Source organism: Lacrimispora sphenoides, from assembly GCF_900105215.1.
Classification (GTDB): Bacteria; Bacillota; Clostridia; order Lachnospirales; family Lachnospiraceae; genus Lacrimispora; species Lacrimispora sphenoides_A.
The window spans coordinates 1,588,017-1,610,326 of record NZ_FOIP01000001.1; the positions used below are offsets into that span (position 1 = coordinate 1,588,017).

The 22,310-nt window shown below is 42.0% G+C and carries 28 protein-coding genes and 1 tRNA gene; 26 read left to right on the forward strand and 3 right to left on the reverse strand.

Annotation, left to right across the window (positions count from 1 at the left end):
* Positions 1-61: 61 nt before the first annotated feature.
* From BMW45_RS07250 to BMW45_RS07325, 16 genes are read left to right on the forward strand one after another with little or no spacing between them, the layout of a single operon-like run.
* Positions 62-691 (forward strand): hypothetical protein, encoded by a 630-nt coding sequence (locus BMW45_RS07250; RefSeq protein ID WP_242882941.1) that lies wholly within the window; start codon positions 62-64, stop codon positions 689-691.
* A gap of 20 nt (positions 692-711) precedes the next feature.
* The gene (locus BMW45_RS07255; protein WP_092241721.1) at positions 712-1,596 is read left to right on the forward strand and encodes a capsid protein; all 885 of its coding nucleotides are present in this window, start codon (positions 712-714) and stop codon (positions 1,594-1,596) included.
* Positions 1,597-1,613: 17 nt separating this feature from the next.
* Entirely contained in the window at positions 1,614-1,937 is a 324-nt protein-coding gene (locus tag BMW45_RS07260) for a hypothetical protein (RefSeq protein WP_207649060.1), read from the forward strand.
* 1 nt (position 1,938) lies between these two features.
* A complete protein-coding gene (locus BMW45_RS07265; protein ID WP_092241723.1) occupies positions 1,939-2,325 on the forward strand; it encodes a head-tail connector protein in 387 nt (128 codons plus the stop codon).
* Between the two features lie 4 nt (positions 2,326-2,329).
* Positions 2,330-2,668, forward strand: a complete 339-nt coding sequence (locus tag BMW45_RS07270; protein WP_092241725.1) for a hypothetical protein — start codon at positions 2,330-2,332, stop codon at positions 2,666-2,668.
* Positions 2,668-3,045, forward strand: a complete 378-nt coding sequence (locus BMW45_RS07275; RefSeq protein WP_092241726.1) for a hypothetical protein — start codon at positions 2,668-2,670, stop codon at positions 3,043-3,045. Before BMW45_RS07270 ends, BMW45_RS07275 begins: the two co-directional genes overlap by 1 nt.
* On the forward strand, positions 3,042-3,431 hold the full coding sequence (locus BMW45_RS07280) for a minor capsid protein (protein WP_092241729.1): 390 nt from the start codon (positions 3,042-3,044) through the stop codon (positions 3,429-3,431). Before BMW45_RS07275 ends, BMW45_RS07280 begins: the two co-directional genes overlap by 4 nt.
* A 4-nt stretch (positions 3,432-3,435) precedes the next feature.
* Positions 3,436-3,903, forward strand: coding sequence for a phage tail tube protein (locus BMW45_RS07285; protein ID WP_092241731.1), 468 nt, complete (start codon positions 3,436-3,438; stop codon positions 3,901-3,903).
* 13 nt (positions 3,904-3,916) lie between these two features.
* Positions 3,917-4,264, forward strand: a complete 348-nt coding sequence (locus tag BMW45_RS07290) for a hypothetical protein (protein ID WP_025230473.1) — start codon at positions 3,917-3,919, stop codon at positions 4,262-4,264.
* A gap of 34 nt (positions 4,265-4,298) precedes the next feature.
* Positions 4,299-4,592 carry a Gp15 family bacteriophage protein gene (locus BMW45_RS07295; protein WP_465220284.1) on the forward strand — a complete coding sequence of 98 codons (294 nt, stop codon included), beginning with the start codon at positions 4,299-4,301 and terminating at the stop codon, positions 4,590-4,592.
* Between the two features lie 31 nt (positions 4,593-4,623).
* Entirely contained in the window at positions 4,624-8,532 is a 3,909-nt protein-coding gene (locus BMW45_RS07300) for a phage tail family protein (protein ID WP_143057015.1), read from the forward strand.
* 13 nt (positions 8,533-8,545) lie between these two features.
* A complete protein-coding gene (locus BMW45_RS07305) occupies positions 8,546-8,923 on the forward strand; it encodes a hypothetical protein (RefSeq protein WP_092241737.1) in 378 nt (125 codons plus the stop codon).
* Entirely contained in the window at positions 8,923-11,166 is a 2,244-nt protein-coding gene (locus tag BMW45_RS07310; RefSeq protein WP_092241739.1) for a hypothetical protein, read from the forward strand. Before BMW45_RS07305 ends, BMW45_RS07310 begins: the two co-directional genes overlap by 1 nt.
* Positions 11,144-11,542, forward strand: a complete 399-nt coding sequence (locus BMW45_RS07315) for a hypothetical protein (RefSeq protein ID WP_092241741.1) — start codon at positions 11,144-11,146, stop codon at positions 11,540-11,542. Before BMW45_RS07310 ends, BMW45_RS07315 begins: the two co-directional genes overlap by 23 nt.
* Positions 11,543-11,992 (forward strand): hypothetical protein, encoded by a 450-nt coding sequence (locus BMW45_RS07320; protein WP_092241743.1) that lies wholly within the window; start codon positions 11,543-11,545, stop codon positions 11,990-11,992.
* 3 nt (positions 11,993-11,995) lie between these two features.
* A complete protein-coding gene (locus BMW45_RS07325; protein ID WP_092241745.1) occupies positions 11,996-12,847 on the forward strand; it encodes a hypothetical protein in 852 nt (283 codons plus the stop codon).
* Positions 12,848-12,883: 36 nt separating this feature from the next.
* Here the strand turns inward: BMW45_RS07325 and BMW45_RS07330 are convergent, their stop codons facing one another.
* The gene (locus BMW45_RS07330; protein ID WP_092241747.1) at positions 12,884-13,900 is read right to left on the reverse strand and encodes an acyltransferase; all 1,017 of its coding nucleotides are present in this window, start codon (positions 13,898-13,900) and stop codon (positions 12,884-12,886) included.
* Between the two features lie 78 nt (positions 13,901-13,978).
* On the opposite strand from BMW45_RS07330, the gene BMW45_RS07335 reads away from it, so the two are divergent.
* The 5 genes from BMW45_RS07335 (at position 13,979) to BMW45_RS27755 (ending at position 16,239) form a co-directional block, all read left to right on the forward strand.
* On the forward strand, positions 13,979-14,275 hold the full coding sequence (locus tag BMW45_RS07335) for a hypothetical protein (protein ID WP_092241749.1): 297 nt from the start codon (positions 13,979-13,981) through the stop codon (positions 14,273-14,275).
* A gap of 4 nt (positions 14,276-14,279) precedes the next feature.
* Positions 14,280-14,417 carry an XkdX family protein gene (locus BMW45_RS07340; protein ID WP_092241751.1) on the forward strand — a complete coding sequence of 46 codons (138 nt, stop codon included), beginning with the start codon at positions 14,280-14,282 and terminating at the stop codon, positions 14,415-14,417.
* A gap of 11 nt (positions 14,418-14,428) precedes the next feature.
* Complete coding sequence (locus tag BMW45_RS07345; protein WP_416388662.1) at positions 14,429-14,851, forward strand: phage holin family protein; 423 nt, start codon at positions 14,429-14,431, stop codon at positions 14,849-14,851.
* Between the two features lie 69 nt (positions 14,852-14,920).
* Positions 14,921-15,754 (forward strand): peptidoglycan recognition protein family protein, encoded by an 834-nt coding sequence (locus BMW45_RS07350; protein WP_092241755.1) that lies wholly within the window; start codon positions 14,921-14,923, stop codon positions 15,752-15,754.
* Between the two features lie 344 nt (positions 15,755-16,098).
* Positions 16,099-16,239, forward strand: a complete 141-nt coding sequence (locus BMW45_RS27755) for a hypothetical protein (protein ID WP_166433296.1) — start codon at positions 16,099-16,101, stop codon at positions 16,237-16,239.
* A 17-nt stretch (positions 16,240-16,256) separates the two neighbouring features.
* On the opposite strand, the gene BMW45_RS07355 is transcribed toward BMW45_RS27755, so the two are convergent.
* Both BMW45_RS07355 and BMW45_RS07360 read right to left on the reverse strand, forming a co-directional pair.
* Entirely contained in the window at positions 16,257-17,054 is a 798-nt protein-coding gene (locus BMW45_RS07355) for a DUF4760 domain-containing protein (RefSeq protein ID WP_092241757.1), read from the reverse strand.
* Between the two features lie 655 nt (positions 17,055-17,709).
* The gene (locus tag BMW45_RS07360) at positions 17,710-18,405 is read right to left on the reverse strand and encodes an alpha/beta hydrolase (RefSeq protein WP_092241759.1); all 696 of its coding nucleotides are present in this window, start codon (positions 18,403-18,405) and stop codon (positions 17,710-17,712) included.
* Between the two features lie 896 nt (positions 18,406-19,301).
* Here BMW45_RS07360 and BMW45_RS07365 point away from each other — a divergent pair.
* The 5 genes from BMW45_RS07365 (at position 19,302) to BMW45_RS07380 (ending at position 22,209) form a co-directional block, all read left to right on the forward strand.
* Positions 19,302-20,147 carry a DUF4886 domain-containing protein gene (locus BMW45_RS07365; protein WP_092241761.1) on the forward strand — a complete coding sequence of 282 codons (846 nt, stop codon included), beginning with the start codon at positions 19,302-19,304 and terminating at the stop codon, positions 20,145-20,147.
* Between the two features lie 55 nt (positions 20,148-20,202).
* Positions 20,203-20,685, forward strand: a complete 483-nt coding sequence (locus BMW45_RS07370) for a hypothetical protein (protein WP_092241765.1) — start codon at positions 20,203-20,205, stop codon at positions 20,683-20,685.
* Positions 20,686-21,143: 458 nt separating this feature from the next.
* Complete coding sequence (trmB, locus tag BMW45_RS07375) at positions 21,144-21,782, forward strand: tRNA (guanosine(46)-N7)-methyltransferase TrmB (RefSeq protein ID WP_092241767.1); 639 nt, start codon at positions 21,144-21,146, stop codon at positions 21,780-21,782.
* Between the two features lie 87 nt (positions 21,783-21,869).
* Positions 21,870-22,022, forward strand: coding sequence for a hypothetical protein (locus BMW45_RS27760; protein WP_166433297.1), 153 nt, complete (start codon positions 21,870-21,872; stop codon positions 22,020-22,022).
* A gap of 114 nt (positions 22,023-22,136) precedes the next feature.
* A tRNA-Lys gene (locus BMW45_RS07380) sits at positions 22,137-22,209 on the forward strand.
* Positions 22,210-22,310: the final 101 nt, after the last annotated feature.

A 22,310-nucleotide genomic window follows, 5' to 3' on the forward strand; every position in this document is an offset into this window, starting at 1 on the left:
ACCAACTGTTCGTGCATACAGCACATGGAGACACCATTTAACTGTGAAAGGAGATTATAATATGAGATTTGGAAGATTTATGCCTATGTTTGATGCTGATGGAGGACAGAACGGATCTGGTGGAGCTGCCCCCGGAGCGGCCCAGACACCATCGATCGGAACTACCCAGCAGACGTCACAGACCACTGCTCCTGCTATTGATTACGATAAGATCGCTCAGCTGATAGCCGGCAAACAGGCAGCCACCGAGGATAGCGTCCTGAAAGGGTACCTCAAACAACAGGGGCTGAGTCAGGAAGAAATGAGTCAGGCCATAGCAGCATTTAAACAGCAGAAGGCAGCCTCCCAGCCGGATGTGAATGCAATGCAGACGCAGCTTGCACAGGCACAGGCAGCGGCCCAGAAAGCAATGCTTGACAATGTAGCCACAATGGCAGCAATCGGCCTGGGACTGGACGCTAAGACGATCCCCTATGTACTTAAAATTGCCGATCTCAGTCAAGCCATGGGGCAGGACGGAAAGATCAATGAAGAGACAATGAAAAATGCCTTAAACAAGGTTCTGGAAGATGTACCAGCGTTGAAACCACAACCGGCCCAGGCTTCCGGGTTTGTCCAGGTAGGAACTACCGGAATTGGCCAGCAGCAAACAGCAACTGATGATGCCTTAAAACAGGCATTTGGACTTTAATGAAAGAGAGGAATTAACACATGGCAGTATATGATTATGCAACAACCTTCACTCAGCTCCTTCAGCAGAAGTATGCAAAGGAACTTTGTTCTGATGCCCTTGCACAGAGCAATCAGCAGGTGAAATTTTTAAACGCACAAACGATTAAATTACCCAGAATGACAGTATCTGGATATAAGGATCACACCAGGACCCCTGGCTTTAATTCTGGTACGCTTTCCAATGATTGGGAGCCTAAAAAACTGGAACATGACCGGGATATTGAATTTTTCGTGGATCCTATGGATATCGATGAAACGAATCTTACTTTGTCCGTTGCGAATATCCAGAACACCTTTGAAACGGAGCAGGCTATTCCCGAAAAGGATTCTTATCGCTTTTCGAAGCTTCATGCAGAACTGACAAAATACTCCGGTCGTATTGATTCCACAGTGATTACGGCAGCTAATTTCCTGGAGGCATTTGATACTGAAATGGCGATCATGGACGAGGCAGGAGTGCCAGAGGAAGGGCGGGTTCTGTATGTTACCCCTTCTATGCGAAAGATCGTTAAGGAAGCGGAGGGCATTCAGCGAATGATGACCGTTACCACTCCCTCTACCATTAACCGTAAGGTGCACTCCCTCGATGACGTCGCGATCAAGATGGTACCAGCCGCCAGAATGAAAACAAAGTATGATTTTACGGACGGTTGCGTGGCGGCTACTGATGCTAAGCAGATCAACTGGATCCTGATTCATACTTCTTGCGTAGTGGCTAGGGATAAATACAGCTATATTAAATTGTTTACTCCGGGTACTGATAGCAGAACGGCAGATGGATACCTGTATCAAAATCGTAATTACGGGGATCTGTTCCTGCTTGAAAAGAAAGTACCCGGCTGCTCTATAAATGTGACAGCTTAATAAGGAGGGATTAGTGCATGAAAGCATCAAAAGGAAATAAAGAGTATGCCATTGACAAGAGTCAGCAGAAAGCTTATCAGGACAGAGGTTTTGATATCATAGACGATGACGGAAGTATCATTGCTTATGGAAGAGGTAAAATGGTGCCTTATGGGGATTACATGACTCTTAAAGAGGAATTGGAAGAGCTGAAAGCACATGGAGAGAATGCAGATGATCAGGATATCATTGATATTCTGAAAGCATTTGCTCATGAAAAGGGAATTGATCTGGGAAAGGCTGCCACCGTTCCTGGAATCATTAAGAAAATCAAGGAGTTTAATCCGGAAGGCGGTGCCTAAGATGTCTTACGTCCCCTATGTCACACCAGAGTATTACAAAGGAACCTATAAAGGCAGCACAGTACCGGAGGGAGAGCTGGAAAGGCACCTTCGACAAGCCAGCCGTCACATTGATTCCCTGACCTACAATCGCATTGTGGGCCGGGGATTTTCCAATTTGACCGAGTTTCAGCAGGAAGTCATACAGGAAGTGATCTGCCAGCAGGCCGATTTTGAATATGAGAATGCCGATGAGATTGGCACGATCCTATCCAGTTACAGCCTTAATGGTGCATCGGTTCAGTTTGGGAGCTCCTGGAATGTATTTACCGATAAAGGCGTGGCCATGAAGCGAGATGTATACGCCCAGCTGTCCCAGACGGGCTTATGCTGCAGGTTAGCGAGGTGAGCCTATGAAATATCCATGTTTGGTGCCGAAACGGCTGTGTAAGACAGATATTGCGTTAGTCCTATATGAAGAAGGACTATCTGAATCAGGCGGTCCTTTGGAGGCGGCGGAACTGTCTTTAAAATGCAACTACCAGGATTCTGCTAAAATGATTATGGATACAGATCAGAAATTAGTGCAGATATCAGGGATTGCTTTATTTCCCGGTGATATCTGCCCTGTTCTGCCTGTAATTAGCGGGGGAGAAGTTACTATCTTTGGGAAAGAGAGAACTATCATGCAGGCCCTTAAAGCTAGGAACCCGGACGGGACAGTTAATTACACGGAATTAAGGTTGATCTAATGAAGGTGAATGTCACTGTCAAACTGGATCCGGGAAAGCTTAAGGAGATCCAGGAGGCTATTGAACCATCGATTCAACAGGCGGTTGCTGCTGTAAAATCCGACATTGTAAGCAGTCAGGTGGTTCCGAAGGAGACCGGTGAGCTGGAGCGTAGTTCCTTCATGAAAAAGAAGTCCAGGACCAAGTATCAAATTGTTTATGATACCCCTTATGCAAGGCGGCTTTATTGGCACCCGGAATACAACTTTCGGACTGATAAAAATCAGAACGCCGGGGGACTTTGGCTTCAGGAATATATTGATGGTGCTAAGAAAGACTTCTTTAAAAATGCTTTTAAGGCCCGGCTGAAAGCAAATGCGAAAGGGTTGATAACATGACGCTGACAGATGTAAAGGATTTTCTGAAATCCAAAGTAGAGTGTCCCTGCTGGTACATAGGAAAGATCAACGGAAATGATAAACAGTGTATCGGAATATATCCCACGCAGGGGCCAGACCGCCCTATCCCAATAGGTGGTTTAAAAAATAAGTCCTATGATACCAAGGCAGTATCCGTCCTGGTCCATTGGGGAGTAGATGCAGTTTGCGCGGAAGCAAAAGCACAGGAGTTGTATGATCTCTTATATGGGAAATGCGGTATCATAGGTGACAACGAGGTGTTTCTATTCGATATGCGAACAGATTCCCCTGTGAGTGTCGGGACGGATAGCAAAGGTATCTATGAACATGTAATTAATTTTGTAATCTATTACAAGAAAGGATGATATTATGTCAGATTCAAGCTTAGGAGTATTTCCGGTTTATGATTTGGTGTTTAAGATTGGAACGAAAGGAAAAAAGAGCACAGAAAGTGATATGAAAGAAATTGCTGACATGGAAAGTTTTGAGATCAGCATCGATGGGGGTGTCCAGGATTGGACTCCCATGACAACAAAAGGTTGGGCAAGATCCTTGATGACCGCCAAGAAATTCAAGGTTAGCTTAAAGGGAAAACGTAACGTTGGAGACCCGGGAAACGATTATGTGGCGAGCGTTGCATGGAAAGATGGCCTGGATTGTAGTACGAAGGCTTCCGTTGACTTTCCTGATGGTGCAGCTCTGGTATTTGATTGTGTATTAGATGTTAAATCAATTTATGGTGGTGATTCCACCAATGTTGCACCGTTAGAGTTCGACATGGTGGGAGATGGAAGACCAGTTTATACGCCTGCGGGTGGTACTGTGGCGGGAGAATAAGGAGGAGATAGATATGGCAAGAGCTTATGATATTGTTGCAAGACTGCAGAGCGGGAAGGAACGGCCTACGGTCAAAATTGATGCAGACCACGAGTTCAAAATCAACACAAGTAAAAGCGCTGTACTCTTTATCCGGGCATCTACGGAGGATCCGGAAAAGGATGAATTTGACAAGATCGATGATATTATCAAGATCACTTTGGGAGAAGAAGCCTTCGAATACATTATGTCTCAGGATCCCACAATGGATAACCTGAGCCTTATTGTCAATGTTATCATGGCAGCGATTGCCAATGAGGACTTAGAAAAAGTAGAGGCTGAAGCCGGGGAGGAAAGACAGGCAGGGAAGAAAAGAAGTTAGTTCCTGGTATGATATCTTCGAAGATTGGGAGCTGATAGAATCCTCCTTTGCCATGCAATACAATATTCGCCTTGTCGAAGCGGAGGACATGGACTGGAAAGAGTTCTGCACTTTATTGTCCGGGATTATGCCTAAGACCCCGTTAGGACAGATTGTGAGTATCCGCAGTGAAGAGGATAAGGACATGCTGAAACAGTTTACAAAGGCGCAGCATGAGATCCGGAATAGCTGGAGAAGCCGTCATAATCCTACTGAGGGCATGACAGAAGCAGAAAAAGCAAAAGCAGTAAATGAAATACAGGAATTATTCGCGCGGGCGTTCGGGTAGAATGCCCGTTTTTCTATGAAAGGCAGGTGAGATGATGAGCGACAGTATAGGAAGAATCGGGCTAGATTTAGAGGTGCAATCCGATATTGGAAGGCAGATATCAGACGCCGCCCAGAAGATTGGTACCGGGTTAAAGGGTAGTCTTGAGAAAGCAACGGTGGGTGTCAACACTGAAAAAATGTTTAAGGACATGGACGATCAGGTAAAGGGAACAATGCAAAACGTTACCAGCACAATTAACGCCGCCCTGGATAAGTGTTTCGGGAAAGCGGGGGCTGAGATTGATAACTTAGGAGAACGTCTGGGCGCTGCTATTGAAAAGGCGCTTTCCCGGTTTACTGACGTCAATGCTGCCCCTCATGCCGCAGACAACGCAGCTTTATCCGGTAAAAGCGTTAGCCCTGCAAAGCCGAGAGGACCGCCCGTTAAAATGCCTACAATCAAGGTGGATGCCACTTCTGATATTCTTCAAAAACAGGCAGAGCAAACAGAAGCAGTCATCAATAATTTAGGTAAGCAGATTGATGTCCTGGATGAGAAGCTTGCAGGCTTAAAGGAATCGCATGAACGTACCTTTAATGAATCTAAAAAATTAAAGATCCAGGAGCAGATTGTAAAAACAGAAGGAAGTATCATTAATCTTCAGGGGAAAGTCGAGGGCCTGGGCGTACAGTGGGATGCAATCAACGGGAAGATTGATGAAATGGCAACTAAGGCAGCTGAGGCGGCTAAGGCCACTGCGGCTGCAGCCACCAAGGCTGCTAAAAGCCAGCAGGTAAGAAACTCCCCGGGATACAATGTGAAAGTACCACAGGTAAACCTAGCCCCTAAAGTAACCGGCCTGCATGACGTATCCGGCAGCATTGAGGCAGCCAAAGTAAAAACCATGGCATCTGTAGATCAGATCAATCAGATGTTTGCTCTGATTGGCACCAGAAACGCATTAAACGGAGTTAATTTCTTAAAAAGGGGCTTCACTGATCTGTTCAGAATCCTTGGCGGCGGGATTACTGGATCTGCAAGAAAGTTGACAAGTTCTCTTGATAATCTATTCCGAACAGCAGGTAGTGGCGGCATGAAGCTACTAAAGGCTGCGGGGCAGATTACTCTTTTCGGAAGAACTTTAAAAAAGAGTGGCAACGATGCTTCCAGTGCTCAAAGCGGAATGCAGAAGATGCTAAAAACGTTGATGATCTATCGTCTGATTATCCCTATGGTGGTAAGTGCAATCCGCTCCATGGGTAAACATTTGATGGATTCCATGAAGGCCAACGATCAATTTAACAACTCTCTGAAACAGATTCGCTCAAATCTGAATGTGGCGTTTACTCCAATTTTACAGTCAATCATGCCCGCCTTAAATGCACTTATGGCTGCACTGGCACGTGTAACTGGCTATGTAGCAGCATTTGTAAGCCTGTTGTTTGGTAAGACACTAGCGGGGAGCGTAGCGGCCACAAAGAGCCTTGTGGCGGCAAAATCGGCTATGGGGGCTTATGGGAATAGTGCGAAGAAAGCGGCAAAGGACGCACAAGGCGTAAGTACCGGAATTGATGAACTTAATATTCTGAAAGATGATAGCAACGCTGATGGTGGCGGTGGAGCAGGGGCACCTGAAATAACCACTCCTGATATTGATACAAGTCAGATGGATGCCATTGACTCTGTTGCTGAGAAAGTAAAGAGCGTACTAAGCCAGCTATTCAAACCCTTAAAGGATTCATGGGATTTGGAAGGCAAAAGCGTAATGGATGCGGCTGATTATGCTTTTAATAATATCATAGGCCTGGCTAAATCTATGGGAGAGAGCTTCCTGGAAGTATGGACAAACGGAACCGGGGAGCAGTTCTGCACGAATATCCTGCGTTTGGTAGAATTGATTTTAAATATAGTTGGTGATATAGCCGGTGCATTTAAAAACGCCTGGGATGAAAACGAAAGGGGAACTGCCCTTTTGCAAAGCATCTTTGATCGGTTAAATTCCTGGCTGGCTCTGATCCTTACCATCGGAGAATCCTTCCGTACTGTATGGAACAACGGAACCGGAGAGTCCATAATAGGTCATATCCTCGAGATTTTAACGAATATTAACAATATGATTACTAATATTCGCGATAATTTTCGGACGGCGTGGGAACTTGATGGAACCGGAACGGCAGTTATTCAGAACCTAATGGATCTGTTTGACGGTCTATTAGGTTCGATCGATAGAATTACGCAGTCTCTATCGGAATGGAGTAAGAACCTTGATTTCACCCCCCTTATCAAGGCATTTGAGCGCATTACCGCTGCCGTAAAGCCTCTGGGCGATAAATTAGGTTCAGGGCTAGAATGGCTATTTAAAAATATACTGGAGCCACTTGGAAAATGGGCGCTGGAGCAGGCGATTCCCGCAGCACTGGATGTCATAAAGGGCGCATTCGAAGTTTTAAATAGCGTCTTGGATAATTTAAAGCCTGTAGGTGAATGGCTGTGGGATTCATTTTTAAAGCCGATTGCCGATTGGACGGGTGGAGTTATTACCGATGTATTAAACGGCATAGCGGAAGCGTTAGACTGGATAGCGGGGAATGAAATTGCAGTAACAATACTGTCTTCTTTGGCAATAGCAATAGGGTTAGTATCTGCGGCGATAGGAGTTTATAATATTGTTGGAGCAGTGGCAGCCGCTGTTACAACTGGATTTGGTGTTGCAATTGCTGTTTTAACAAGTCCGATTACATTAGTAATTGCGGCGATTGCCGCACTTATTGCAATCGGGGTTTTATTATATAAGCACTGGGATGAGGTTAAGGAAAAAGCCGCAGAAATATGGGAACGTATCAAAACCATAATAACAGATGTCTGGCAGAATGTGAGTGACTTTACCGGTTCTATCTGGGACGGGATTAAAACTTTTGTTTCAGGTCTGTGGAATGGTATAAAAGAAGTGGCTTCTGCTGTTTTTGATGCGATCAAAAACAAACTAAAAGAGATATGGGAATCAATTAAGCAGACCATTGAGACCGTTTGGAATGGTATAAAAACCTTTGTCTCCGATCTGTGGGATAACGTTAAGAATAAGGCGGATGAAAGCTTCTCTGCAATCAGGGATAAGCTATCCGAAATCTGGGACAGTGTAAAGGCCACCATTGAGGAAAAGTGGACTGCCATAAAGGACTGGTTTGGAGAAATTTGGCAGAAGATTAAGGACGTATTCAAGCTGGATGAGATGACTCAGATCGGCAAAGATATGATGAATAATTTCTGGGACGGTATGCAGGAAATTTGGAGAAGCATTACTGGCTGGCTGAGTGGGGTTGCGGCTGAGGTAGGAAAGACATTCAATTCGGTTATTGACGGGGCAAAGAATCTTTTCAATAAAGCAAAAGATGATGCAGAAGAAAAAGAAGATAAAAAAGATAAAAAAGGATCCTCCGGTCCAGGAAGCAGTAAAGGTTATGTAAGTGGTGGTCCAGGGGACATAAAAGGTCATGCAACAGGTGGTTTTCCCGCTTCCGGTAGTTTGTTTGTTGCTAATGAAAACGGCAATCCTGAGATGGTAGGAAACTGGGGAGGCAAGGCTGCGGTTGCCAATAACATGCAGATTACAGAGGGTATCACTAGGGCGGTGCAGTATGGTATGAAGTCGGCAATTGCACCACTTGCCGCAAGCATGAGTTCCATCGCCAGTAATTCAACCCCGCAGCTGTCCCTGGTTGGCACATCTGGACGAAGTACCGACACGGCTGATCTGGTACAGGCTATGGCAAGTCAAGCAATGTCTACGCCAACCGAGAACATGTCAGATCACTACCTGTCCCTCATGGTGGACCTTCTCCGGAAGATCATAGAACTGATTGAGGCCATGGATTTGACTGTTAATATTGATATCAGGGAGATTAAAAAGAAACTGTCCGATCTGGACAAGAGAAGCGGTTTCTCTCTAAGAACAACGTAAGGAGGCGGTAAATATGGCAGTAATAACAATCAATGGCCGGGAGTTTCCGTCTCCCGACATTGGAGGGAATTTGGTGGTGGCTACGAATGTGAGTGATGGAAAAAATGCTCTGGGGGAGTTTATAGGCCAGAGAGTGGGAAGAGATCAATATAAATTTGAAAACCTACAATGGAAGTTTTTAGATGCTGTTACCTGGGCGGCCATGCTGCAGGAGTTTGATAAATTTGTGGTGACGGCAAGGATCCCGGATATGGTACATAATCGCATGATGACAATCCGCATGTATCCAGGAAATCGGACGGCTACACCGATTGAATTTGACAAAGACGGGCTTCCCACTGGCTATATGGACTGTAAGGTGAATATTGTTGATTGTGGGGTGATTGAGTAGTGCAGCCAGCAAGTCAGAAATATAAAGAACTGATGCGCCGTGAGTTCAGGGATCCGTTTTCATATATCCGCGTAACCATTGGCCTGATTAACCAAGAAGCCCAGGCAAGCGCCTATGTTCCTGAAAGAGAAAAATATACCTATTACAGCAGTTTTAAAATGCCCCTGGACAATTATGAGGTCAAGGAGCTTTACGCCACCTGCGACCAGAACTACACGGCAGTGGACGGCAGCATGTACTTTCTTCCAAGGGAGAGAGCGGATGTGGTGCTCAATCAGGGAATTGTGTCAGAGGAACTTCCTGGCCCCATAGAGATCCGGTTTCCAATTGAGTACGACATCAAAGGCTTAACGATTGAGTTTGGAAAAGCCTACCCAGTGGATTTTGTCATAGAATCCGATAACAACACGGTGGAAATCAAGGGTAATACAGACGGGCATTTCGTTACGGAGGAGATTTTCAACGGGGCAACGTTCCTGCGCCTCACCCCTTCGGCCATGATAAATAGCCAAAGCCGGTTCCGGATCCACAAGATCACAATGGGGATCGGCATTTACTTTGATAACCGGAAGATACTGTCCGCCACTAAGAAAGAACATATCAGCCCGATCATGGAGGAGCTGCCCGCCATCGACTTTTCCTTGACCGTCAACAACAAGGACCGGGCCTTTGATATAGAAAATCAGGAAAGCTCTGTAAACTTCTTAGAGATTGGCCAGGACATTTCTGTCTTATACGGCCAAGAACTTGATGATGGATCCGTGGAATGGTTGCCGGGCGCAACGGTGCAATTAAAGGAATGGTCCGCTGATGATGAGCAGATGGAGTTTTCGGCTACGGATCGTTTTGACGGTATGGACGGAACCTATTATAAGGGCCTGTACAGGCCAGAAGGGATAAGCCTGTACGATCTGGCGGTTGACGTGTTTTCCGATGCCGGAGTGGACTACCGGTCCTACTGGATTGATCCTTATTTAAAGTCCGTGAAGGTTGTAAATCCGATGCCGGTAGTCTCTCACAAGGAAGCCCTGCAGCTGATTGCCAACGCTGGGAGGTGTATCCTCTATCAGGATCGGGAAGGGAACATCTTATTAAAATCCAGTTTTATCCCGGACATGGAGGCAAGTTCCAACAATGAGACTTATTTCAGTAATGCCGGTGCGGTCCTCGATAAGACGATGAAGAAACCTTATGCTATGACAGCTCAGGACTATACGGACGTGACCCCTACACGGTATTTTCTGCCAAGACAGGAAGAGGGCGCGACCTATCTGAATGCCGGATATGTCTCAGAGGCGGTGGCAAAAAGTGATGGATCCTTTATGGTCAATCCAACGGTGGAGATCGGCCTAGAAGCCTCTTTCAAGTGCTTTGGGTTAACGCTGGAGTTCGGGGACAATAGTCCTGCTGCCATGGTCTTCCATGCTTACAGGGACGGATCACAGGTGGAGGACTACATAGTAACCAGCCTTACCGCTACAACGGTCATAGGTCATGAATTTGAGGAGTTTGACAAGCTGATTTTGGAATTTACGAAAGGCCATCCTAATAATCGGGTGGTATTAAACAATATCACCTTCGGAGACAGTACGGATTATATTTTTGAGTATGGTCATGAGCTGACTAAGACGCCCAGGGGTACCCAGCTTGCAAAGGTAAGAGAACTGCAGGTGATCCGGACGCTCTACAACCAAACAAACGAGGTAAAGGAGCTGGCGAAAGAAACAATAGCCGTTACCTCTGCGGATAATCGGTATACCTTTTATTTCAGCAACCCTGTTTATGACTTGTCCTGTTCTTTGACAGAGCCGCAGGGGGGCCAGACAGTAGCTATAGTAGAGAGTAGCAGCTATTGTGCCACCGTGGAGATCACAGGGGCTATGGGGGCCGTTGAAGTCTCTGTGAGTGGCCGGGAATACCTCACAAGTCAGACCAAAGTAGGCCGGCAGCTTAATCCAACAGGCAGCTTAGAGACCTGGGAAAATCCCCTAGTATCCGATATGGTCCACGCCGCTGACTTAACTGACTGGATCGGTGACTATATGAAATCGGATCGGGAGTACGATTTACAGTATCGTGGGGAGCCAAGGATCGATGCAAATGATATAGCATTCCTGGAAAATAAGTATGTCCCGGATCTACTCCTCCGGGTGCATGAACATACCTTGAAATTCAATGGCGCCTTAAGCGGCACCGTAAAGGCAAGGAGGGACATGAGTAATGTGGCAACAACCAAAAACTAATTGGAAAGAAACTGATTTCTTTAATATAGAAGATTACAACCGCATAAAGGGAAACTTAAATGAAATCCGGTCGCAGGCACTGCTCCTCTGGCCGGATTTTGTATATGAAGAAATGGGAGCGGATAAGACCTATCAGGATTACGGCTTCTATGCAGATGAGATCAACCGGTTTGAGTCTAACGTGGAAAATATCCGCTCTGGGACCTATCCCTTTAAGACAGGATCCCGCCAGACTTTTTATGATAATCAGCCTTTTATAGATTGGAAGGAACTGAACCGGATTGAAGAAGCATGCAGGCTGATTTATAGCAATATTCAAAGCCGATATAACGGCAGAAGAACGCTATCATTTACATTGAATGGAGGTACATTTTAAATGGGATTGAAAACGGATTATAAGGATGCCATGTTTGATGGTCAGCGCAGGTACCGCTTGATCCCCAATGAGGACGGCACGTACAGCCTGCCGGATGAGACGACCTACACCCAAAAAGGGGATCGTTTCGGAGCTAATGATATAAATGCAACCAACAAAGCAATCAATCAGATCAACCATGTAACAGAGGTAACCTTGACCGTCGCAGGCTGGGAGGGAAGTGCTCCCCCCTATACGCAAATGGTGGCCGCTCCTGGAGCTGCAGAAAACTCAGAAGCAATAGCAGTAAGCGCCTTGGCAGATGGAGCCACAGAGGCCACTCAAAAGGCGTATATCAAAGCCTATGGTATTGTGACAAGTGGTACGGCCTTCTTGGGGGATGGGGCAGCCACTTTCAAGGTTTATAAAAAGCCGGCAACCGATATTAAGATCGGCTTGAAAGGAGTGTAAGATATGGGAAAGATATGGATGCCGGGAGGTGGTGGCGGAGCCGATCTGGATGTCATAACAGCGGGGGCCGGTGATGTACTGGAAAGCAAGGTGATTGTGGATAAAGACGGGAATCCTCTTTATGGAACTATGCCTCATCTTACAAATCGGTCCACTCTCTATCATGAGTTAGGCAATCCAACGAAGGTGATTCTTGGTGATAATGCATATGTTGTTAAAAATACGGACAATGTTACCAGGGCAGAAATTCGATATAACGGTGCTGCTGGATATATTACTCCCAACACTCTAATTGCTATCGACCAAACAAAAATGGCCGCTGCTGGTGGCCTGACTGCTGGAAAAATGATATCCGGACAGTCTGCTTTCGGAATTGCGGGCAGTATCCCCGTTCTTGGCGGTCAGACCATTAATCCCGGAACGTCACAGCAGACGGTTAGCAGCTCTGGAAAGTACATGACTGGGAATGTGGTGGTGAACGGAGATGCAGATCTAATATCTGGCAATATTCTAAGAGGAAAAAATATATTTAATGTTGCTGGAAGTGATAATGTATTGCGGTTTATTAGCGGAAATACTACTTCTGGAACCTCTTCTATATCATTAGGTAATGGGACTTATTGGTATTATTGTACAATTAATCCAGGGTTTATACCTGTGTTCGCACTTGCCATTTGCGGTTCCATTACTTGGAGAAATAGCGGAGCTAGCATCAATTACGAATCTAAGAGCGGTGGTGTGGATGGTTATTTTGGCTCAGTATCTACATCGGTTTGGAACTGGACATCGTCTTCTGTGATGCTGCCGTGTGTGGCACGTAGCAGCGCTTGTTATTATTGGATATTTGGATATTGATGCGTTTCAGATGTTAAAATCACAAAAAGTTAATTCCTAGAGTGTTATGAAACTTTTGCAAAAGGGGATTTTTTGAGCAGTATACGTAATAATCAATGAACCTAAAAAAAGAAAAGGAACATTGATATACCATAATGAATAATCAAAAAATCCAATAGCATTTAACAAGATTATCAGCATTCCATGAACAATATATATTCCTAATGTGTATGGCGCAAGTTTAGCAATTACAGACAAAACTTTATTTTTATTTAGCGAAGTAAAGAAAAACATTATCGTTGAATTCCACAGAATAACGATAAGATTGTCAAAAGCGTATTCAGGTGAATAATATTGATACCAGCGGTATACAAGCAAGTACTGCAGTGGTCCGGCGATAATACTTGTAACAATTAACATGGCTGTATAAGATGGAAAATGCGAAGATCTAATAAAGGTTGAGTATTTAAGAATTGCGCCGCCAAGACAAAAATAAAAAAGCCAGGTCCATAGTCTTAGAATCTGCGGAACCATTTTTGAAATAGTATCCTTGCCTAATAAAAACCGATGAATTGATATGGCATCAATTGATATACAAATAAGGCCAAGGACTAAAGTTACCTTGAGTGCTGAATATTTGTTTTGATTGAATAGCTTGTAAAGTATAGGAAGAAGCAAGTAAAGTAAAACAAGTGCGCCAAGAAACCAGAAGTTTCCAAAACCACTTTTTTGAAGAAAACTATCTATTAAAAAAGTAATTGGGTTACTCCATTTATGCTTAAAAAAAAGCAGAGAAATAGTATATAAAACTGACCAGAGAGAAGTTAGGAGCATTATTCTGGCTATTTTTCTGCCCGCGTATTTCCATGAAATAGATGCTCTATTTAAAATAAATCCCCCATTTATCATAAAGAATATGGGAACAGCACATCCAGCTAAATAATAGGTGTAAGCGGGACATTCAGAGCCTATTCCAGAATGGAGGCGTATAACAAGGATAGTTGCAATTACTTTTAAAAAATCAATAGAAACGTTATGTTTTGAATGTGGAAAAATATCGTTGCGTAATGACATGTAGATTCTCCTAAAGAATTATTTTGAAGTCATTATATCATAGCTTTAAACAATAAGAAATCGAGGAGGCAATAAAAAATGAAAGCATTAGTAATCTATGACTTAACAGGCCGTATCTGGAACATCATTTATGACACAGAAACTATTCCGCAGGGCCTTACCTGCATGTGGGTTGATATTCCTGATGGGGCCCAGCTGAAATGCGTTGATGTAACTGATCCGGAGAATCCCAAGGCCGTATTTACATACCTTCCGGAAAGCGACATGAGCAAGCTTCAGAATCAGGTGAGGGAACTCCGGGAACAGAACGGGCTCCTTATCGCCCAGGTAGCATATTTATCTATGATGTCCGGTTTTGATGTAGAGGAGGTATAAAACGATGAATAAATTTGAAAAGGTGAAAGGATTTTATGAAGCAGGTCTATGGTCCGTTGGTATGGTGTGGAATGCCGTAGACCGCTGGATCACAGAAAAAGAGTACCTGGATATCACCGGGAAAGAGTATGAGAAAGAGTGAGGAATATGAGAATGAAAAAAGAAGCACTTTGTATGGTAGTGGGAACTGTGGGTAGCTTTATAGCATCATTATTTGGGGGCTGGGATACCGGGATCGGTACTCTGGTCCTTTTTATGGCCATTGATTTTCTTTCCGGATTGGCCGTGGCGGGAGTCTTCAAGAGGAGCACCAAAACCGAAACGGGAGCCCTAGAGTCGAAAGCTGGCTTTAAAGGATTATGTCGGAAGGGCATGACGCTCTTATTTGTTCTGATTGCGTACCGGTTGGATTTAGTCATCGGGACCAGCTACATAAGAGATACCGTTATTATCGGCTTTCTTGCAAACGAACTGATCTCCATCGTGGAGAATGCCGGAATCATGGGTCTGCCACTTCCTGCAGCTCTGATCAAAGCCATTGATGTGTTAAAAAAGAAAGCAGAAGTAACAGAATAACAAGTTGTAACATCACAACTTTTAGGCCTGGGATTATCCTGGGCCTTTTCTCATGAAATGGAGGAGAATATGCAGATTAAGAAATTACTTACACCTTATAATTACTCCGCGGGTACCGCGGATCGCATTAAGTACATTGTAATTCATTATGTAGGAGCCTTGGGAGGAGCAGAAGCAAACTGTAAGTATTACGCCTCCCAGTATATTGGTGCCAGTGCACATTATTACGTTGGATTCAGCGGAGAAGTTTGGCAGTCCGTTGAGGAAAAGGACATTGCATGGCATTGTGGGGCTAAATCGTACGTTCACCCGGAATGCAGGAATCAAAACAGTATTGGTATTGAAATGTGTGTTAGAAATAGTAGTGGAAATCTGGCAGAAACAAGCCGGGACTGGTACTTTGAGGATGCTACGGTAAAAGCAGCGATCGAGCTGACAAAGGAGCTGATGGCGAAATATAATATACCTGCGGACCGGGTGATCCGTCATCATGATGTAACAGGAAAGATTTGCCCGAACCCTTATGTATGGAATCACACCCGGCATACCTGGGACGGCTTTAAGGCTGCTCTTGCAATGGTGCCTGTGAAGAAATCAAGATGGATCCATGAGGACAATGGGTGGAGGTTTTACTTGGGAGATACCGGCCTGCCGATCCGGAATGATTGGCTTCAGGATCAAGACAAATGGTATTGGTTCGATGGCGCCGGAATGATGGCCACAAGCACATGGTATCAGTACAAGGGCGGTTGGTACTATCTGGGATCAGATGGAGCTATGGTCAAGGGCCTGCAGGCGTCTGGTGGCAAGTGGTATTACCTGGATGAGGACGGTAAAATGGCAATAGAGCCAGTGACGCTCACACCGGATCAGAATGGGGCGTTGCAGTATTCTGGACGATGATGTAGAACATAGGAAAGGTATAAACTGGAGTGTACGCTATATGTATTAGATATCAATAATACGCAGCGTATTGTTCTATTTAAAACTTATATACGTTTCGATAAAGCAGTTATCCTATACCGGTGGCAAAATATAGAAAGTAAAAGCGCATAACTATCTATATATAGTATATTAATTATAAAAAAATCTATATATAGAAAGTATATGAATTTTTTGTAAATTTCTTTATTAGCTTCTTGTTTTTATCGAACAAATAAGGTAGTATATAATTACAAATACAATTTTTAATATGATGCTAAAAAACTAAGGATAGTTTAATTTGTCGAAAAAAGGGGAGATTCATTATGTATTTCGAGATTATTGATAACGTACAAAAAAATAAATATTCACAAGAAGAACTGGATACTTTAAAAGCAAAATTGGAAAATAAAATACTAAATATTTTTTTCAAAAACGATTGTACAGAAAAACCTCGAGTAGAATAACTCGAGGTTTTTTGCTTTTATGTAGTTGGAGTTTTAATTACAGACCTTTTATTCATAAATTCTTTTATTCTTTTTCCCCATCTATTATAACGTTCTTCTTTTCTTATTAATCTGTTTCTTACTTTAATCCATCTTCCGTATAATTCACACGTGTTACAATAATATTTGTCTACATTATTTACATTTATTGATGAGATAAATATATAAGAATACGGAATAAGCGTAAATAATGCTTGATGAAGACTTTGATATACTACTTTATCATCTGCTAATTTACTATTAAAACTCATACTAAAGTGTTCAATTCTGTTAAGAGTATGTAAAATAATGTCTCTTTTTGTTTCAATAAAAATGTCTTTTTGTAATCTACCTTTATCTATTGGGCCTCCAATTAATTTTAGGTATTTATTGATTTCATTTTTATTAAATAAATTATTTAATTCTTCTAGATTAAAATGTCTTGCATTCTCAACAGCCTTTATTTTATTATCTATAATATTTTTTATTTCTTCATCCGCACTTAATGAAATCATTGTATATGAAATTAAATCAACTACTTCTTTTGAAAATTGATTAGCAATTTCAACAGCATTTGCTATTCGTAATAATTTTTTTTGCTTCCAGTATTCATAGGCTGCAAATAACACGCCAAAAGTTGTAAAAATATTTGATATTAACTCAATCCATGTTTTAATTAAATCACTATTAGATTTATTAAAAATACCAAGCATAATTTCGCTATTAGTAATAATAGGGTTTAATATAGTACACTTAAATAGGAAAAGTAATATAAGTACAATAGCTGCTTTTTTCATTCTACCCCCTCGGTAACTGATTATAAATAAGATTGTATAACATTTGTCATGTTTTATCAATATATGTTGTAATAAATTTTACAAAGTTAACAGGTAATATATATTAAATAGTAATTTTAAACATATAAATCTTGCTCAGAATTCCAAGTAAAAAGGCGGGTTCCGGTATTCCGGGCCCGCCTATTACATACAAAACGTGATACTATTATGATACTAAAAATTGTTATAATAGTATAAATCATTTGTTTTCATGCTAATTATCTTTAGAATTGCTGAAAAAACAGGAGATTACAGCGTGTAGAAAACAATGGTCTTTGTAAGAGAAAAGTAAAAAACTTATTGAGAATCATTATAAATAAAGGATTCCCTGTATTAAAAAGCTGCAGGATAAAATCACAATTACCTTACGCATTGTTTTCTTGCTTTAAATGTTGAGTTGACTAAAGATATTAGTTTAGATGAAACAGAGCAAATAAGAGTTGTATTAAAACCCTTGGATGAGGTAATCAAAAGTCTCAAAAATAATGATTTTTTACAAGCATTACACGTTTCATCTTTATTTCATGCTTTCATGTATATGGATATAATAAAGATTTAGAGCACGAAAGATGGACCTCTGGAAGGTGCATGCTGCGCACCTCTGCCCCTAAAATCTCTATATCTGTTTATCAAGCCATTTATCTAAAATGGTTAATTGCTTCTCCGTATGAAACCAGTGTTCACCACCATCTAATACGGTTAAATCACAGGCAAACCGTTTTGCAAATTCTTCAACTATTTCACGCTCAGTTAGATTATCCTCTGAACCGAATAAAATTGCCGTTGATACATTCCATCTGTCAATGGGATTGTTTCTCACATAACAATAATAATCCCAGTTTAGCATATCTCCTATTGGCGTTTGAATTTCTTGTTTTTCCTTCAGCACTTCTTCGCTGACGCTAAACCACTTCATCATATTTTGTATTAAGCGTTCCATGTTAAGTATAGGAGAAAGAAACAGGCACTTTTTAAGCGGCATATCTTTGTACGCAAGCAGACTAAAATATGCGCCTAAGCTACTGGCGTACAAGTAAATGTCAACCCAACTCTGTTGGACATATGCTCCAATTATATTCAAATCGTGAATCCCATTCCAGATCACACAAGGATAGTTTTCATTTATTCGTTCACCGTGTTCGGGCAAGTCAAAACTAAGAACTTGAAAGCCTTTTTTAACTGCCTTTTCCGCAAAACTATTTGCTTCTTCCTTATTTGCGTTCTTACCATGAACATATATGTAGATGCTGTCCGATTTTGTTCCCCACAAAATCACAGGGATATTCTCTATTTTTATAAATTCTTTATCCATATATACTCCTTAAATCTTATAGCTGACAATGCGTCTGATTCTCCCTATTGCGTATTGAGGTACAAATGCGAATCTGGTTAATATCCTTTGTGTTTATACTTTTTCTCTTGTAGCCACAATTCAAATTTGTATTTGTTTTTCTTTTCCCTTTGCTCTCTGATTTTGTCTTACGGGTAAATTTGTTTTTACGCGTTGCAAAGTCAAAACGTTGAAAAAATATAGCAGTATCATAGATTGAGAAAATGGGTTATTAGCCAGAACGATGAACTTAAAGCCTATACCGGATCAGGATAGCGCTGTGAAATACTAAGGCTACTTACGTCCCTTGAATACCCAGGAGATGATACGCGAAATAAGGGTACTAGCTCTTATTTTTTTTAATAAACTTTATAACCAAAATAATAACTGAAATCAATAATAAATAATTTACAGCAGACCAAAGATAATTAATTATTTCCATTTTTAACTCCTACTTGATGGTGGCTAAATTATAGCTGCATTATCGGATGTACTCATCATTAATTAATCAACAATTTACTTATATGATTTCTATTATATATATTTAAAGAAGGCTTGTAAATGTTGTTTCATTGACAATGGCGGATATCCGGTATTAGAAAATTATTATAAATAAAGAAAAATAGGAATTTTTATATTGCAGTGGCTATTTCTCGTCGGTATGAGTGTGGAGATCTGGTATGCTTTTATCCTACAGCCACTTTCTAAAAGTATTGGAAAGATTAGAATTGTGAGTGTCAAGATTATACCATAAAGCTTAAAAATAAGACTGTTAATTGTATATAGTTACTAAATTTTGATAAAAAAGTGATAACGAACTATTTTATTACCAATTTCAACCGATATAGTTTATGAATAACATGGGGAAAGGCGGAAGTATGAAGCGTTCAGGATTAGTAAAGGCAGCAATAGGAATTTTGGCATTTTTGGTTATTGCTTTTTTGACCGTATTTTTTTTAATCTCCAGTGCATTAAAGGATTTCAAGGTTCAGGTGATGGATTTTGACCAGGAGTTAAATTTAAGAAAACCGGTACAGGTGAAAATGGAACCGACCATTTTGTTTCTTGGAAACAGCATGACATATTATAATGATCTTCCGACGGTATTTTTAAATTTAAGCCGGAGCGGAGGATTTGCCGCAGAGGTATATGAATTGACGGAAGGCTCGTATCGTCTTGAATATTTTGCGGATGAAGCGGATGAGGTTGGGGAACAGGCGTATGATGCACTGAAAAATTATGATTGGGATTATGTAATTTTGCAGGAACAAAGCGGTATTTCCACAATGGGAGCAGAAGAGCACATGTATCCTGCCGCAAGGACGCTTGACAGTATGATCCGGGAAGCAAATGGCGAATCGGTGTTTCTTATGACGTGGGCTTATAAAGAGGGTTTCTCTTTACCGCTATTAGGTTTGGAATTTAATAATACAAGAGAAGAAATGCAGACTCAAATGGCTCAAAACTATATAAACATTGCAACTGAACTGGATGCGCTGCTGGCACCTGCTGGTATCGCATTTATGCGGTGTTCTTCCAATTATCCGGAAATTGAACTCTGGGATGAAGACGGAAATCACCCGTCACAGGCTGGGACATATCTGGCTGCATGTGTTTTGTATCAGGTGTTATACGATCAGTCACCCGGAGAGCTTGGCTACACAGCTGATCTGGATAGGCAGACGGCTTCGAAGCTGCAACTGGTTGCTGCGGGGATCCGATAACGGGATCCGGGTTTCTGTTCTATAAAAATATAAATAGTCTTTGGAGGACATAAGTATGAAAAAGAAATGGAATGTTATAATTGACGGAAATGAGCATGAGATTGCTTTTAGACCCGGCGCTTTTCGTGGAAAGAAGATCGTGGATGGTGTTTCTACCCCTATTAAAAGTACAAGTATGTTTATCAGGGTTTTTGATGAGCCAATCGAGCTGGAGGGAAAAACACTTCACCTTACGGCAATTGGTTCCAAAGTGGATCTGGCTGTGGATGACGTTTACTTAAATTCTAAGAAACCATACGTACCGCTTAATGAAATACCCCGCTGGGCTTATGGATTTACCGCTGCCATTATCATAATCGGCTGGATCCTTAGCGGCCTGTTCGGAATATTAGTTGGCACCATAGGAGGTGTGTTTGTTATTAAAAGATCGATTTCTCCAAAACACAAGAGTCCGATGCCGTCTTGCCTGGGCGTATCAGCCCTGTGTGTTGTCATACAGTTTTTATTCTTGTACATGAGAATTGCGGTAGCTTTATAGGTGTTATCATTAAAAGTGAAATGATTACAAAAACAATGACTATCAACCTTAGGTTGATAGTTTTTTTGTCCTAAAGTTAGAATAAACTGAAATAATCATCAAAGGAGCACCATAAGCAACATCCCTTTAAAGGAGAGGAGCCGGCAAGATTGGAGGAATCCTGCCGGCTGTATGAAAAAAGTTTATCTAATAAGGATATTACCTGTAACAAGTATTAATATATCGGTTGGTTGTGTAGAAAAGTTGTGGAAGATGTGAACAGTTTGTGAAAGAAACTGCACCTTTCGCCAGGGATGATCCTGGGTTTATATTCATATTTTTATACTGGCAGCTCAGTTATGCTGAAAATTATCGAAAACTTACAAACTGCAAACTTGCGTTCCCTGCACCATATATGATACAATCGATCAGTTGATGCATGTTTTCATTAAGATGAATTTATTTGGAGGAATTTTAATATGAGGTTACGTCATATACCAGGCTCGGAGGAGGAAATTGCGGGCAGTCCCTATGTTGTACAGAATCCTTTTGAAAAAAAGGGCTGCTGGAAGGAAGTGTTTGGCAATGAAAATCCCATAGAGATAGAAGTTGGAATGGGAAAGGGCCGTTTTATCATGGAACTGGCTGCCATTCATCCGGAAATCAATTATGTTGGTATTGAGAGGTATCCCAGTGTCCTTTTGAGAGGCTTACAGAAAAGGTCTCAGATGGAACTTGATAATATATTCTTTATGTGTGTGGATGCAAAAAATCTGGCCGATATATTCGCTCCGGGAGAGGTCCAGAAGGTCTACTTAAACTTTTCCGATCCCTGGCCAAAGGACCGCCATGCAAAGCGCAGGCTTACATCAGAGGATTTTATGGCGGTTTATGACCAGATTTTAAAGCCTGACGGTGCTGTGGAATTTAAAACTGACAACAGGGGCCTGTTTGATTATTCCCTGGAAGCAATCCCGAGAGCTGGGTGGCTGGTTAAGGAATTCACCTATGACCTTCACCACAATCAGATGGGAAAGGGAAATGTGATGACAGAGTATGAAGAGAAGTTTTCCTCTCAGGGGAACCCAATTTATAAACTGATCGCAGGAAGAAAATAATGTTTTTAAAAACCGGCATCCGGATTTAATAACCGTGATGCCGGTTTTGCATATAATAAAGCAAAAGCAGAGGCGGGAGCAGCAGTTATGGGAATGAAAGACAAGGTTACAAGCAAGCTTCTTCAGGCGACCAGTGATAAAACGGAATTAAATAAGAAAATGCTGTCTTGGAACAAATCTTTTGTAGAAGTGAACAAAACATTAGGCGGAAATGTACAAAAAAATAAGAATAATAAATAAATTCGAAAAAGTTGTAAATTATTTGTAAAAAAGGTGTTGACTTTTGTAGGATACAGTTATATAATTACACACGTGCTCAAGACGAAAGCACAGTGAAAGAAAAACAAAAGACATGCGCCTTTAGCTCAGTTGGTAGAGCAGTAGACTCTTAATCTATTTGTCCGGGGTTCGAGCCCCCGAAGGCGCACTAAAAAGTTCCGGTTTTGCAGACAGAGAGCTGCGGGGTTGGGGCTTTTATTTTGTCTGGATTTATGCGGGACTACAAGGTGGCGGTTAATTCTGAGGGTG